Source organism: Mucilaginibacter sp. 3215 (genome assembly GCF_050433785.1).
In the GTDB taxonomy this organism is placed as follows: Bacteria; Bacteroidota; Bacteroidia; order Sphingobacteriales; family Sphingobacteriaceae; genus Mucilaginibacter.
The window spans coordinates 1-13,305 of sequence record NZ_JBNPWO010000007.1; the positions used below are offsets into that span (position 1 = coordinate 1).

General features: G+C 43.6%; 10 protein-coding genes. 4 read left to right on the top strand and 6 right to left on the bottom strand.

Translation table 11 applies throughout. The features are described 5' to 3' along the window. Positions 1 to 414: 414 nt before the first annotated feature. From ABIC84_RS13840 to ABIC84_RS13855, 4 genes are all read right to left on the bottom strand, one after another. Positions 415 to 1,236, bottom strand: coding sequence for a class I SAM-dependent methyltransferase (locus ABIC84_RS13840; RefSeq protein ID WP_429263899.1), 822 nt, complete (start codon positions 1,234 to 1,236; stop codon positions 415 to 417). Next, positions 1,233 to 2,696 carry a B12-binding domain-containing radical SAM protein gene (locus ABIC84_RS13845; RefSeq protein ID WP_429263900.1) on the bottom strand — a complete coding sequence of 488 codons (1,464 nt, stop codon included), beginning with the start codon at positions 2,694 to 2,696 and terminating at the stop codon, positions 1,233 to 1,235. Before ABIC84_RS13845 ends, ABIC84_RS13840 begins: the two co-directional genes overlap by 4 nt. A gap of 167 nt (positions 2,697 to 2,863) precedes the next feature. Continuing rightward, complete coding sequence (locus tag ABIC84_RS13850; RefSeq protein ID WP_429263901.1) at positions 2,864 to 3,910, bottom strand: SPASM domain-containing protein; 1,047 nt, start codon at positions 3,908 to 3,910, stop codon at positions 2,864 to 2,866. Between the two features lie 9 nt (positions 3,911 to 3,919). Further along, on the bottom strand, positions 3,920 to 5,422 hold the full coding sequence (locus tag ABIC84_RS13855; RefSeq protein ID WP_429263902.1) for a B12-binding domain-containing radical SAM protein: 1,503 nt from the start codon (positions 5,420 to 5,422) through the stop codon (positions 3,920 to 3,922). A gap of 312 nt (positions 5,423 to 5,734) precedes the next feature. Between ABIC84_RS13855 and ABIC84_RS13860 the strand changes: the two genes are divergently transcribed. From ABIC84_RS13860 to ABIC84_RS13870, 3 genes are all read left to right on the top strand, one after another. Beyond that, positions 5,735 to 6,487 (top strand): class I SAM-dependent methyltransferase, encoded by a 753-nt coding sequence (locus ABIC84_RS13860; protein WP_429263903.1) that lies wholly within the window; start codon positions 5,735 to 5,737, stop codon positions 6,485 to 6,487. Further along, positions 6,474 to 7,631 carry an amidohydrolase family protein gene (locus ABIC84_RS13865; protein WP_429263904.1) on the top strand — a complete coding sequence of 386 codons (1,158 nt, stop codon included), beginning with the start codon at positions 6,474 to 6,476 and terminating at the stop codon, positions 7,629 to 7,631. The genes ABIC84_RS13860 and ABIC84_RS13865 overlap by 14 nt, the downstream gene beginning before the upstream one ends. A gap of 145 nt (positions 7,632 to 7,776) precedes the next feature. After that, positions 7,777 to 8,877 carry a glycosyltransferase family 4 protein gene (locus ABIC84_RS13870; protein WP_429263905.1) on the top strand — a complete coding sequence of 367 codons (1,101 nt, stop codon included), beginning with the start codon at positions 7,777 to 7,779 and terminating at the stop codon, positions 8,875 to 8,877. A gap of 36 nt (positions 8,878 to 8,913) precedes the next feature. On the opposite strand, the gene ABIC84_RS13875 is transcribed toward ABIC84_RS13870, so the two are convergent. Beyond that, positions 8,914 to 9,972, bottom strand: a complete 1,059-nt coding sequence (locus ABIC84_RS13875; RefSeq protein WP_429263906.1) for a glycosyltransferase — start codon at positions 9,970 to 9,972, stop codon at positions 8,914 to 8,916. Then, positions 9,965 to 11,554 (bottom strand): ATP-binding cassette domain-containing protein, encoded by a 1,590-nt coding sequence (locus ABIC84_RS13880; RefSeq protein ID WP_426588907.1) that lies wholly within the window; start codon positions 11,552 to 11,554, stop codon positions 9,965 to 9,967. Before ABIC84_RS13880 ends, ABIC84_RS13875 begins: the two co-directional genes overlap by 8 nt. Positions 11,555 to 11,851: 297 nt before the next feature. On the opposite strand from ABIC84_RS13880, the gene ABIC84_RS13885 reads away from it, so the two are divergent. Next, positions 11,852 to 13,243, top strand: coding sequence for a sensor histidine kinase (locus ABIC84_RS13885; protein WP_090524901.1), 1,392 nt, complete (start codon positions 11,852 to 11,854; stop codon positions 13,241 to 13,243). Positions 13,244 to 13,305 lie beyond the last annotated feature (62 nt).

Genomic DNA, 13,305 nt, shown 5'->3' on the forward strand with positions numbered 1-13,305 from the left:
CCGCGCGGGGCCAGTTACTTTTGTCGCCACAAAAGTAACCAAAAAGGCTTGCAGCAGAGAGGCTTCTTTGCGCACAACCTGGCCCCATAGCCCTCCGCGTGGCCTTCACCCTGCAAAACGAACAGAACCACGGGCTGCAATTATTTTGCCCCGCTTCGCACGCAATGCTTCCGCTTCTGCAAAAACTTGCTATGCCCCTGCAACCGCACCGCCCAGCATCGTTCTGTTCGTTTTCACCCGAAGCTGATCTGCTGCGAAAAAACACATTTTTTATCTTGTCATGGGTAGGCCCTCGAAGCATGGCGGGCAGGGCCTCTGCGCGCGACCCTTCGACAAGCTCAGGGTGACCACTATCTTTTTGTCATTAGCCCTTCACAGTCCGCTGGATTCCAAAACTCAGCGTGACGTTCTCAATTACATTTTCCTCAGCGAAATAATATAATAATCGCCCACGTACTTAAACGGCCAGGTGGCCTTCAGCCTATTCTCCCAACGGGCAAGTGTTTTATAGGCGCGCGGATGTTTTTCGGCAAAGCCTTCAATATATGATGGCGGTACGATGGTACACAAGCCCTCAATACCCAATACCTCAAAATCGGATTTTAAACATTTTGTAATGTAGGATGGGTTGTAATAGAAGCAATCAAAATAAACTCCTTCAACATGCGCCTTGCGGCCATTACTGCTAAAAAACCGGCGAAAAGCAGTTTTAAATTTCCCTTTAAATACCAGTAAAGTTTCCCAAAGGCAGAATTTGGGCAGCGCCACCAGGGTAACCGTGCCTCCCGGATTTAGTAGCCCGGCAAATGAGCTCAATACTTTTTCCAGTTCGCCGGTACAATTGAGGCCTGCAAAGTTGGAAAAGATCAGATCATAAGGGCCTTTATTGTTTAGCTGTTCAAGCTGCGTATATGAACAAAGCTCATTGCTTACGGCATGCTGCATATCATACTTTACCACCTTTTCGCGGAGTTGCTGCTGCATCCCTTTTGAAATATCGGTAGCATGTACTTTAAATCCTTTTTGTGCAAAAAACAGCGCATCTTCACCGGTACCACTATTCAGTTCAAGGATGTTGCTTCCAGGCTTCAGGTATTGCAGGATATGATCACGCACGCGTTTGCGCTTGTACGCAATTATCGTGTCGCCTGAGTACAGCTCATCAAAAACTACCGACTGGTTGCTAAATGCAGCCTCGGCAAATTGTTCGTTTATACTTGATGCGGTGCCGGTCATATTGCCTTTTCAAATTTTTCCAGTTTCAGCTTTTCAAGATAGGTAAGCGGTGCATAATAAAAAACCGATAATGCTTTCCTGATATTTTTTACCGAGCTCCCAAACGGATCTTTCAGCAGTTTTTGGAAGCTATTTTTTGCCAGGTGCTTGTGATAGTTGCGGTGGACGTATTTATGCAATTGCTTGTAGTAAAAAGGCGGATAGGTGTTTTTAAACATCAGCGCCATCTCGTCGGAGTCTGTCCAGTTGGTTTTCTTTTTCAACTCGTTTTTAACGCGCTCGTAAAAACCGGTACCCGGCAGCGGATACGATACCGAAATACCAATCTCAAATGGCAGCAACCGGTTAATCATATCTATCGTAAGCGTAATATCATCCCGCGTTTCTTCGGGATAGCCAAACTGGATAAAGAACGATGGCTTAATGCCATGCGCTTTCATGAGGTGCGTAGCCGTATGAATCTGGTCGATAGTGATACCCTTATCCATGGCGTCCAGTACCTTCTGCGATCCGCTTTCGGCTCCTATCCACACGTTTTCACAACCGGCGGCGGCCAGGGCTGCTACAGCTTCTTCCTCTGCCAATAAATCGGCCCGCGACTGGATCTTGAAACGGATCTTAATTCGCTCCTGTGCCAGCAGTTTGGCGAATTCCTGTACCCAACCGGGTTTCAACCCAAAAATATCATCACAAAACCAGATATGATCCATCTGGTACCGCTCCTTAAGCATTTTAAGCTCATTAACAATATACTGCGGACTGTGAGAATTATACCGGTTGCCATAAATAGGCTTGGCACACCAGTTACACTTGAACGGACAACCGCGGGTGGTTACCACATTAATTGAAAAATAGCCTGCATTCTTCATCCACATATCCCGGTAGGTATCCATATTCACCAAATCCCAGGCGGGCATTGGCAAACTATCCAGTTCCTTCATTACCGCGCGGCCGGGTGTTTTAATAATCTCGCTGCCGCTCGTGTAAGCTAATCCTTTTATCTCAAAATGATCAGTATTGCCACTTCGGATATGGTCAGTAAGTTCTGTCAGCGTTTGTTCGGCTTCACCCAATATCACAAAATCAGCTCCTTCGGCAAGATATGCTGCATACCTGTCGGTTGAATCTGAGCTGGAAACGATAACTGTACAGCCACGTTCCTTAGCCAGCTTGCACATTTTAAATGCAGCCTCGCGCATATTGGTGAGGCACATTTTGGTCAGGTAGTTGAACCCATCGTCATAAACCACAAAAAAATCGGGTTTATTTAACTCAATAGCGGCTATCACCTCATCAGGATTGCTCACAAACATGGTATCAAACAGGCTTACCCGGTAACCCTGTTCCCGCATCAGCGCAGCAGCGTATATAGTGCCCAGCGGCGCATAAGGTTGCCCTATGCCCCATTGCTTTGGGTCGAACCGTAAAAAGTAAGAATGTGTAAACAGTATATTGTTCATACGTTTAAAGACCTGATTTCATTCCCCTCTTGAGAGGGGGTGCGTGAGGCTGTGTAATTGCAGGGGTGTGTTATTCCGCATGCGAGCAATCTTGAAAGAAACGCACCCCTACATCCCTCTCAAGAGGGGAATCGCACAAATCCCGTGCTTTTATAATTTCTATTTTATCAATCCAACCTCGCCAGCGGCGATAAATTAAGCGAGCATACACATTTAACACAGGTAGGGTCATTAGCCATATCCAGTGTTTTGCGAAAATTGATCGCCTCTTTGCTGTTCAAAATATCATTTAACGAATTATCCCTGATGTTACCTATCGCTTCATGAAAAAAGCACGGCCGTACCGCGCCGTCAGCCTCAATCACTGCCGACACCCATGGTGCATTACACTTTTTAAACGGGAATGCATTATGGCCATAAAAAGCAGCATAATAACCATAAATATCCCGGATCTTAGCAGGAGATTCGGCAATGAACCTGTTGGCAAAATCATCTTTGTTGGCAAGTACCTGGTTTGTTATCTCCTGAAAATCGGCAAGTTCGCTTTCGGTCGGCAGTATTTCGTGTTGCCGTGGCTCCGCCCATGCAGTTTGGCGGTTAAAGGCATGGCTGCTCACATCGGCAGGTAAAAAGCTCACCTGGTCAATGCCCATTTGCTTTGCAGCCTCAATAATGGCCGGCCAGTTCCTGAAATTTAAACGGTGAATTACGGTACGGGCTGTAATGCGATATTGGGGTTCGAGAGATTTGATGTACTCCACTCCCTCCTGCAATTTATTGAATGCCCCTGGAACATTTCGGATGGCATCATGTAAAAGTTCATCGCCATCTAAAGAAACAATCAAATCGTCAACCCATTTTAAAATATTGAACGCGTTTTTCCTGATAGACAAACCTGTCGACAGCAGCGTAACTTTGATCTTTTCAGCACGCAAAATCTCGCATAACCTGAAAAAATTGGTATTCAGCAACGCTTCCCCGCCCGACATCAATACCTGCTTTGTACCGAATTTTCGTAAAGCACTTAACAGATCGGTCACGTCGGCTTCGGTAAGCTGCTTCAGGTTTTTATTATCCTTCCAGATATCGCACATTACGCAACGGCAGTTGCAGGCACTGTGCGGCATCAAAATCACGATGGGCAACGCAGCGATGCGGTGCGTTTGCAATGTACGGAAACGCTGAAAGGTATGATATAACGATTGGCCTGTCATCTGCATAAATTAAAATCCCTGTATTTCGGGCTGTCTGTAACGCCAAACCTTTTGTAGCAACTTTATTTCATAAGGATAATGGTACATGCTCGCCTTATAGCGCATGGTAGCTACCAGTTTGATGGCCATACGTTTAATCATATTTAGCCTGATATCCGTTACCGTTGGATACACCCCGTTCAGCACCGTTTCAAAATTCCTGATCTTATCGATCATTTCCGGTGTAAGCCATGGCGTGAGCGGATTTTTACGAAGATCAAAGGCTTCCCATGCCGGGCTTATCCAGTCCTCCAGGGTTTCGGGAAAACGGAAGCCGCTTTTCATTACCTGCTTAAACAATTCTGACCCTTCCGTAGGCACAGGACTGTAGGTATAAATCACGATCTCGGTTTTAGGGTTAACAGCCTTTACCTTTTTTATAAAGTCTATTTCAAAATCAATTTGCGACTGAACCTGTTCCTGGGTTGGCGCCGGAGTGCCTAATACAAAAGAATATTCGGGTATGATGTCAAACTTTTTAAGACGTTCGGCAAACTCAATGATCTGGTCGCCTGTTTGCGTACCGCCCTTATCCATCTGTTCTAAAATGGCGTTGTTACCGCTTTCGGCCCCGAAAAAGATGATCTTACATCCTGATTCGCGGATTGCGGCAAGGGATGAATCTTTAAATTTCGACATAGTATCGATGCGGGCCATACCCCACCAGGTCATGTTTTCGGGTTTTATTAAACGGGCAAACTCAACCGCGCGCTTTTCTGATACAAAAAAGTTGTTATCATGAAACTCAATGGCATCTGCACCCCATTTATCTTTAATATATTTTACATCCTTGTAAACATTCTGAGCTGATTTTGCCTTCCACCTTGCCTCATATATCGGCACTACAGCACAAAAGGAGCAGGTGAAGGGGCAGCCGATGCTGGAGTGATAAGCCATCGTTTTTTCGCCCAAATAGGTCTTCCCTAAAAACTTGGTGATAGGGTAAAAAGTGTTCAGCTTATCATAAGGCAGCGGCGGCAGGCTGTCCTGGTCTAAAAGGTCTTCTTTGGCGGTCTTGATGATCTTGCCGTCTGTGGCTTTGTAAATGAGGTTACGGATAAACTCGTAAGGCTCATTTTTCTCTAAAGCGTCAATCAAGGCGGGGAAAGCGTGATCACCGGGCCCGTTGATAATAAAATCGACATAACCGGAATATAAAACCGCGTTAGGCTGATTTGATGGAAAATACCCGCCCCAGATCATTTTGGTATTGGGATATCTCTGCTTTATAGTTTTTGCCGCAGTAATAGCCTGCTTTAACTGCGGACCGGGCATAACTGTAAACCCAAAGTATTTAAACTCGCCGGTACTTAAATAGCTATCTATCTTTACCATCGGGTCATGCTCACAATTGCCGTCAACAATTACCCAGTCATATTTTCCATCAACCGAGGCCGCTATATTTAGTATCGAATTAGGTATGCGATACTTGTTATTTGCACTGCGCGGGTTAAATAATAATATCTTGTTCATCTGTTAGTATCAATACTTTGCTCTCAATCCCTCCGGCAATGGGTTTATCTTTTAGTTTAAGCGGCCTGTAAAGCACCCCTGCCATTACAAAGTCTGCACACAAAATAAAACCCACTGCCATACCCAATCACAAATGAGGGGGATTGCCCATTCAACAATTAATCTGAGCTTCTACACTATCACTTTCACAATAATAAATACGCCCTGGCTTTCACACAGGTTGCCTGCCTTTATAAATAAAATAGCTGGCAACCATTATTATTTAACAGCCGTATCTGCTGATATAAGGTTTAATTAAATACCCCCGGAACTGTGATCCAAACTGTAAAAAATTATATTAAGCAACGTTTTTTTCCGCCCAACATCCTGGAAAAAAACTCGGTTGATGCCTATGACATCTGGGCTGAAAACTATGATAAGCAGCCCGGCAACCTGATGCTCGACCTGGATGAGATCTTATTTCTGCGATTAGTGAACAGCACAAGTATCACCGGTAAAAACGTGGCCGATATTGGCTGCGGTACCGGCAGGCATTGGGAAAAAATATTTGCGCTAAATCCGGGGCGGTTAACAGGCTTTGACACATCTGCCGGAATGCTGGCCCGTTTACAGCGAAAGTTTCTATCGGCAAATATTTACCGAATTACCGACGACCTGTTCGGTGACATGCCATCGGGGAGTTTTGACACCATAGTTTCAACCCTTACCGTTGCGCACATCAAAAATATTGAAACTGCCCTGCAGGCCTGGATGCGCATCCTGAAACCAACCGGCGACATCATTATTACCGATTTCCATCCGCAGACACTTGCAAACGGCGGCAAGCGGACATTTAAACATGGCAGCAGTTTTATAGCGGTCGAAAACTATGTGCACCCCGTAAATACCATTAAAGATCTGTTGCTGAACAGCGGTTTTAAGCTAATTGCCGAAGAAGAAATTAAAATAGATGAAACCATGAAGCATTATTATGCCAATAAAAACGCGCTTCATGTTTATGATAAGTATAAAGGCTTCCCCATTATTTACGGGTTGCACTTGAGGAGAACTGATGGTACTGAATAATGTGATGATACCGGGAAATGATGCCGTGGTGAGCATAAGTATAAGTGAGGGTAAAATAAAACAGGTTTCCCCTTCACATACTGATGACCGCGAACAGCTGACCTTTGTGGATGCCATTGCCTTTCCGGGCCTGATCAACTCGCATGACCATCTTGATTTCAATCTTTTTCCGCAGCTTGGCAATAAAACCTATGAAAGTTATACCGAATGGGGAAAACACATTCACCGCGTTTACGCTGATGAGATTGCATCTGTGCTAAAAATCCCTATTGCCCTGCGCGAGCGCTGGGGTGTTTATAAAAACCTGCTTTGCGGCATTACTACAGTAGTAAACCATGGCGAAAAAGCTACCATAAATGATCCTCTCATCACCATATTTGATAATTGCCAGAGTATCCATTCTGTCCGCTTTGAAAAAAGCTGGAAGAAACGGCTCAATAACCCGCTTAAAATAAATATACCGGCCGTTATCCATACAGGTGAGGGCACAAACGATACCGCCCATACCGAAATAGATGAACTAGTTAAATGGAATATCCTTAAGCGTAAACTCATCGGGATTCATGGAATAGCTATGGATCCTCAACAAGCCAAACATTTCGAAGCCTTGGTTTGGTGTCCCGAATCAAACTACTTCCTGCTTAATAAAACAGCGGCCATTGATGAGCTGAGAAGCAAAACAACGATTTTATTTGGCACTGATAGTACGCTTACCGGGCATTGGGACATCTGGCATCACATTCGCCTTGCGCGTAAAACCCAAATGCTTAATGATGATGAATTGTACAGCTCTCTTACCTCATCCCCTGCCCAAACCTGGAAACTGAATGGTGGCAGCATTACCAGCGGATTTGATGCCGATATTGTAATAGCTAAAGCAAAAGGCAAAGTTGGTTTGCAGGCTTTTTATGATATAACACCCAATGATATTTTACTGGTGATGCATAAGGGCGTGATTTTGCTGTTCGATGAATCGCTTTATCACCAGCTTACGGATATCATTACACAAAATTACAGTAAGGTCTTTACCGGCAATCATTTCAAATACGTGATGGGCGATATACCCGGTTTGATAGCCGAAATAAAACGATACAAGCCGGATGCCGGTTTTCCTATGCCCTACTCAGCCCTGCCTGCCGCATGAATATCATCAAAAAAATATGGTCAAAATCGAAACTCAAAGCGATTTATTTAAGCGGTGGTGGATGCCACGTTTTGGGCTTGGATAAAGACCTTGATACCGCTAAATAAAAATAGCATTTGCTTTTGCCACCATTGATACTTTTTAAATGAGATACGTTTTAGCCAGTTATGTGTACACCAAAGAGTTTAACCAGCCACAGGCCTGGCTAAAGCGCATTAATATGTATACCGGCATATTAGAAGCCCTGGCCAGAAGCAACGAGGTGATCAGCATTGAACAAATCAATTACGAAGGTGAACTGACACAAAACGGGGTTAACTACCATTTCAGAAGATACCCAAAAGCGGCGCTCAAATATTTTCCGTGGGCTTTGCATTTGTATATTAAAAGCCTTAAACCCGATGTGGTAATAGTACATGGTTTGCATTTCCCCTTGCAGGTTATCCAGCTACGCCTTGTGCTTGGCCGCAAAGTAAAGATCATTGTGCAAAATCATGCTGAAAAACCTTTCACCGGTTTAAAAAAACTACTTCAGCGGGCAGCCGACAGGTTGGTTGACGCCAACTTGTTTGCATCGCATGATATGGGTATGGAATGGATTGCCGCCGGCAACCTCAAATCGCTTGGTAAAATACATGAGGTAATGGAAGTTTCTTCGGTTTTTTACCTTATAGACCGTCTGGAAGCCACCTCCCAAACGGGTGCAAAAGGCAACCCGGTGTTTTTATGGGTAGGCCGTTTAAACGAAAATAAAGATCCGTTAAATGTAGTGAGAGCCTTTTTGAAATTCGCCGAAAGTTCGCCCGGGGCAAAGCTCTTTATGATCTACCATACCGAAGAGTTACTGCCGAAGATCAACGACTTATTAAACTCATCACCAAATATAGAAGCTATTGAATTAATTGGTAAAGTTCCTCACGCCGATTTATTATACTGGTACAACAGTGCCAACTTCATTCTCTCTGGCTCACATTATGAAGGTAGCGGTACCGCTATTTGCGAGGCCATGTCATGCGGATGCGTGCCGTTGGTTACAGACATCCTTTCGTTCAGGATGATCACTAACAATGGGGAATGCGGCGTATTGTATGAACCGGGAAATGAAGCTGCATTGCTTGCTGCGCTCCTGCAAACTACACAAATGAATGTTGCAAAAAAGCGGAGATTATCCATTGAATATTATAAGCAAAACTTATCGTTTGAGGCTATTGCTGAGAGGGTTGAGAGCATAGTGCAAAGCCTTTGAATGCTTGCTTTTGCAATCACCAGCTGCGGATAAAACCTACTGCTCAAACAACCCCATCATCTTCCTTACATTATCCCTGATCTCATAAACCAATACATTTTTCTTCCCCGAATCCGGTTTATCCAAAACCCAACGGATAGTTTGCCCGGCTTCTTCCATATCATTTACAATATACCAGTTGGTAATACTATTATCCATCGGTTTAACAAAACTCACTACTTCAGCTCCCGCATACAGGGCTTCAAGGCAAACAGCGCCGAAGCCTTCATATTCCGAAGGGTGAAATAACACTCTTGAGCGCTGCATCATTTTAAGCACTTCATGATGCGGCAGTTCGCCTGCAAGGGTTATGTTATTTTCAAGTTGCTTTGATTTGATCTGTTTTAATAATTTTTCCTTTTCCGGGCCATCGCCGCATATCACCGTTTTTATATCCGGGTAATATTGCTTCAGCATGGCAACAGCTTCAATAAACAGGTGAAACCGTTTCAAGGGAATAAGCGACCCTACCCCTGAAATATGAATGTCTTTTCCGGCAGATAAATCAGCAAATAATGAAGTATCTATTCCCACCGGGATAACATTCAGTGGTTTTACCTGGTAATTTTTGGTGAACTCACGTACAATAAAATCCGACAGCGCTATCAGCTCATCTCCTTTTGGCTTTATCCACTTAGCATATTTGTTCCCGCCTTTTGCATCCTGCCCCAGCATCCAGCAACGGTGCTTAATATTTTTTATCCGGGCAAAATAATGACCAACGAAGGCACATTCGCCAAGCCAAAAGCTTAACAAGCCCAATATTTGGTATTGCTTGTTTAAAAGCCCTAAAGCTCGCCATACTTTTAGCCAGGTATTCAGTCTGAGTAATTTACCACGGCTTCTTCCTCCAAAACTGATTACCCGTATACCATGCCAATCATACTCGGCCGCGAAAAAAGGATATTGAAAACTTAGCACAATGATATGCAATTCCGGATTTTCGGCTTTTAATGCCCGTACAAAAACCTGTTGAGGCGGTAAACAGGTAGTATCGGCTTCGCTTTCGGGGAAACCTGGGCTCAGGATGAGCAATGCTTTTTTACAGTTATCCATTGGGCGAGATCACTTTATTACAAATAGCCAGGCTGTCCTTGTTATGGGTGATCAGGATGATCATTTTTCCCTGCCGGGCCAGTTGCTGCAATTTGGTTAACAATTCATTTTCCGCATCCGCATCCATTTCCCTGAAAGGCTCATCTAAAATTAACAGATCATGATTATGATAAAGCGCCCGGGCCAGCATGATCCTTTGGCGCTGACCGCCGCTGATGTTTTTACCGTTTTCGGTAATGACTTTAGCAGTACCTTCGGGATACTCCGCAACCAGCTTATCTAAGCCGCAAAACTCCAGTACACTGGTCAACTTTTGCTCATCGGCGATTTTATCATCAAGTATGATGTTCTTTAGGATAGTATCATATATAAAAAACGGTTGTTGTTTAACCAGGGAGATGTTTTTACAATAAAGCCGGCGCATTGGCGCGGCAGCAATTTTATTGTTGATATAAATGCCCCCTTTGGCCGGCTCCAAAAAACCGGTTAACAGGTTAATGATGGTAGTTTTCCCCCTCCCAGAGTTCCCCGAAATGCCCACAATATCACCGGGAGCAATCTCAAAGTAAAGTTCATCCAAAACAGTTTTGTTCGGGTAACTGAAACTTACTTTTTCAAATTTCAATGACCAAATCTGTTCGCCAACAACTTCCTTAACCTGTAGTTTATTATTTTGTTCAACGATGAGGTCGGCCAGGATAAATTCATAGGTCTTCATTTGCCCGCTGCTGTTCAGGATCTTTACAATACCAGGGATGATCTTATATGCTGCCGCTACAAAAATGCCTATAGTAAGGATGCTAATCACGGTAGTATCGCCCATTAATTTATTTACAGCAATGAGAATAAAAAAACCCAGAACGGCAAATACCTCCATCAAACGCGATGGCAGGTTTTGCCAGGTTTGCTGCGACGCTATATTATGGTTAAGCTGCTGTTGATAGCTGAAAAAACGGCGGCTGAAGAAATCGTTTTTCTGATAGATATTGCTTTCTACATAGCCAGATAATGATTCATTTAAGTGCTGAAGCGTTTTTTCACTCACGGTTTTGATCTGCCCCCTGATAAATTTTAGCCTGGTTTTAATGAACCAACCCAAAGCCGCGACAGGCGGCAGCAGCAACACAAACAACAAAACAAACAAGGCCGGGTGATAGAACATAATAGCCCCAATAGTAAAAAGGATCAATACAGTTTGAGATATTATTTGCTGAAAATTGGTGAGGATGTAATGACTAAATTCAATCGGCTGCTGGCTGATTCGCCGGGTATGTACTGATGAATCGATGTGAATGAACTGATCAAAACCTGCATCAAGGTATTTTCGGATATTACGTTCGGATAACCTCGAAGCTACCTGGTAAAAAAAATGATGCTGCGCGTTTTGGGCAAAGAACCCGATGCAATTTTTTATCGCGAAAAGCACAAGGAAGATCCCGATAAGCCACAGCGATTTATTATCGACAAAACTGGCCGATAAAAAATTATAGTTAGTCCTTGTGCCTTGCTGTGTATAAAAATTAACCATTAGCAACAGCATTGCTAAAAAAGCAACATCCAAAAGGGCGACAATAATGTCCACAATGATTAACCTGGCAAGCCTCCGCTTTTCAGATTGACTAAGGATGAGCAGAATACTTTTTAAAACTTGCTTCAAGAGGATGATAAAACAATTAAAACCAGGTTCATCACTGGTTTCATTATTAACTACGTTTTATACAGCTTTAAGGTTGCTTTATAAATGCGGGATAAAACACCAAAGCAATTAAAATAGATTGTTTAATCTGTTACTCTTGATAAATTACAGGCATAGTTTAATAATCTCTATAAAATTGTTAAATTTCGGCTTCGCATTTATAAAAGAAGTAAAACAACCTTCATGAGTTTAGAACCTTTCCTTGCCGTATTTGTGATCACTCAATTCAGGAGGCACCTGAAGAATGACGGGCTGCTAACCAAGTGGAACAAATACCTTAACATAGGCTATTATATTGCTATAGCAATCTTCATATTCGGTGTAAGTTTTGATCATGGAGAAAGGCTGACCACGATAATATCACATCTGTTCTTTTTAGGGGTTGTCATATCACCCTATTATATCGAAGATTTGAAATCGGGCAAACAACTTGCCTTCGCATTGATCCCTTATGCAATTGCCGGCTTGATACAAGATGTATTAGAAAAATGGTTCCCTAATTTTTACGAAAACCACGATAACCTGATACAAAGCCTGGTAATGTTCTCGCTTATCTGGGCATTTTCGCTTTGGCTTATCAGTCGCAAACAAACCAAGGCCCTTGAAAATGAACGGAAACAACGTTTTGCCGAGCAGGAGCAGAACCGCATGATGGCAGCCATGAAGGTAAACCTTGAAAGCGAAGTTCGTGAGCGCACAGCCGAACTTACCCGCCAAACAGAAGAATTACAGCAAGCCCTGTCCGAACTTAAAAGCACTCAGGCGCAGCTGATCCAATCGGAAAAAATGGCCTCACTGGGTGAACTCACCGCCGGTATTGCCCATGAAATTCAGAACCCGCTGAACTTTGTAAACAATTTTAGCGAAGTAAGTATCGAACTGCTTGAGGAGCTAAAGGACGAGGTACTTGATAAACTGCCCGACGACGTAAAGGAAGATGCCGGCGATATTATTAACGACATTACCCAAAACCTGAGTAAAATAAACCAGCACGGCAAGCGTGCTGATGCCATTGTTAAAGGCATGTTGCAGCATTCGCGTGCTACAACCGGTAAAAAGGAGCCCACAGATATCAATGCGCTTGCAGATGAATACCTCCGCCTGAGCTATCACGGTCTGCGTGCCAAGGATAAATCATTTAATGCAGGCATGAAAACCAGTTTTGATCCTGATCTGGGTAAAATAGAAGCTATTCCGCAGGATTTGGGCCGCGTACTGCTTAACCTGTTTAACAATTCGTTTTACTCGGTAACCGAAAAGAAACGGATTTTGGGAGAAGGGTACGAACCAACCGTAACAGTTAATACCAAAAAGGTAAAATCGCCATCGGGTGTTAATATGGTGCAAATTACGGTGGAAGATAATGGTACGGGCATCCCTCAAAAGGTTCTGGATAAAATTTACCAGCCCTTTTTTACCACCAAGCCTACCGGGCAGGGCACCGGGCTTGGTCTTTCTATGAGTTATGATATTATCACTAAAGGGCATGGTGGCGAACTTAAGGTTGAAACGGCCGAAGGTGAATTTGCGCGGTTTGTAATTTGCATACCTGTTGGCAATGTTGCCCAAAGTTAAACGCGGGTAATTTTTGCGTTTAACCAAAATAAAACCACACAAAAATTTAACTTTGAAGTACT

Coding starts and splice junctions, on each gene's coding strand:
- ABIC84_RS13840 (WP_429263899.1), bottom strand. CDS start 1,236: ATGACCGGCACCGCATCAAGTATAAACGAACAATTTGCCGAGGCTGCA.
- ABIC84_RS13845 (WP_429263900.1), bottom strand. CDS start 2,696: ATGAACAATATACTGTTTACACATTCTTACTTTTTACGGTTCGACCCA.
- ABIC84_RS13850 (WP_429263901.1), bottom strand. CDS start 3,910: ATGACAGGCCAATCGTTATATCATACCTTTCAGCGTTTCCGTACATTG.
- ABIC84_RS13855 (WP_429263902.1), bottom strand. CDS start 5,422: ATGAACAAGATATTATTATTTAACCCGCGCAGTGCAAATAACAAGTAT.
- ABIC84_RS13865 (WP_429263904.1), top strand. CDS start 6,474: ATGGTACTGAATAATGTGATGATACCGGGAAATGATGCCGTGGTGAGC.
- ABIC84_RS13870 (WP_429263905.1), top strand. CDS start 7,777: ATGAGATACGTTTTAGCCAGTTATGTGTACACCAAAGAGTTTAACCAG.
- ABIC84_RS13875 (WP_429263906.1), bottom strand. CDS start 9,972: ATGGATAACTGTAAAAAAGCATTGCTCATCCTGAGCCCAGGTTTCCCC.
- ABIC84_RS13885 (WP_090524901.1), top strand. CDS start 11,852: ATGAGTTTAGAACCTTTCCTTGCCGTATTTGTGATCACTCAATTCAGG.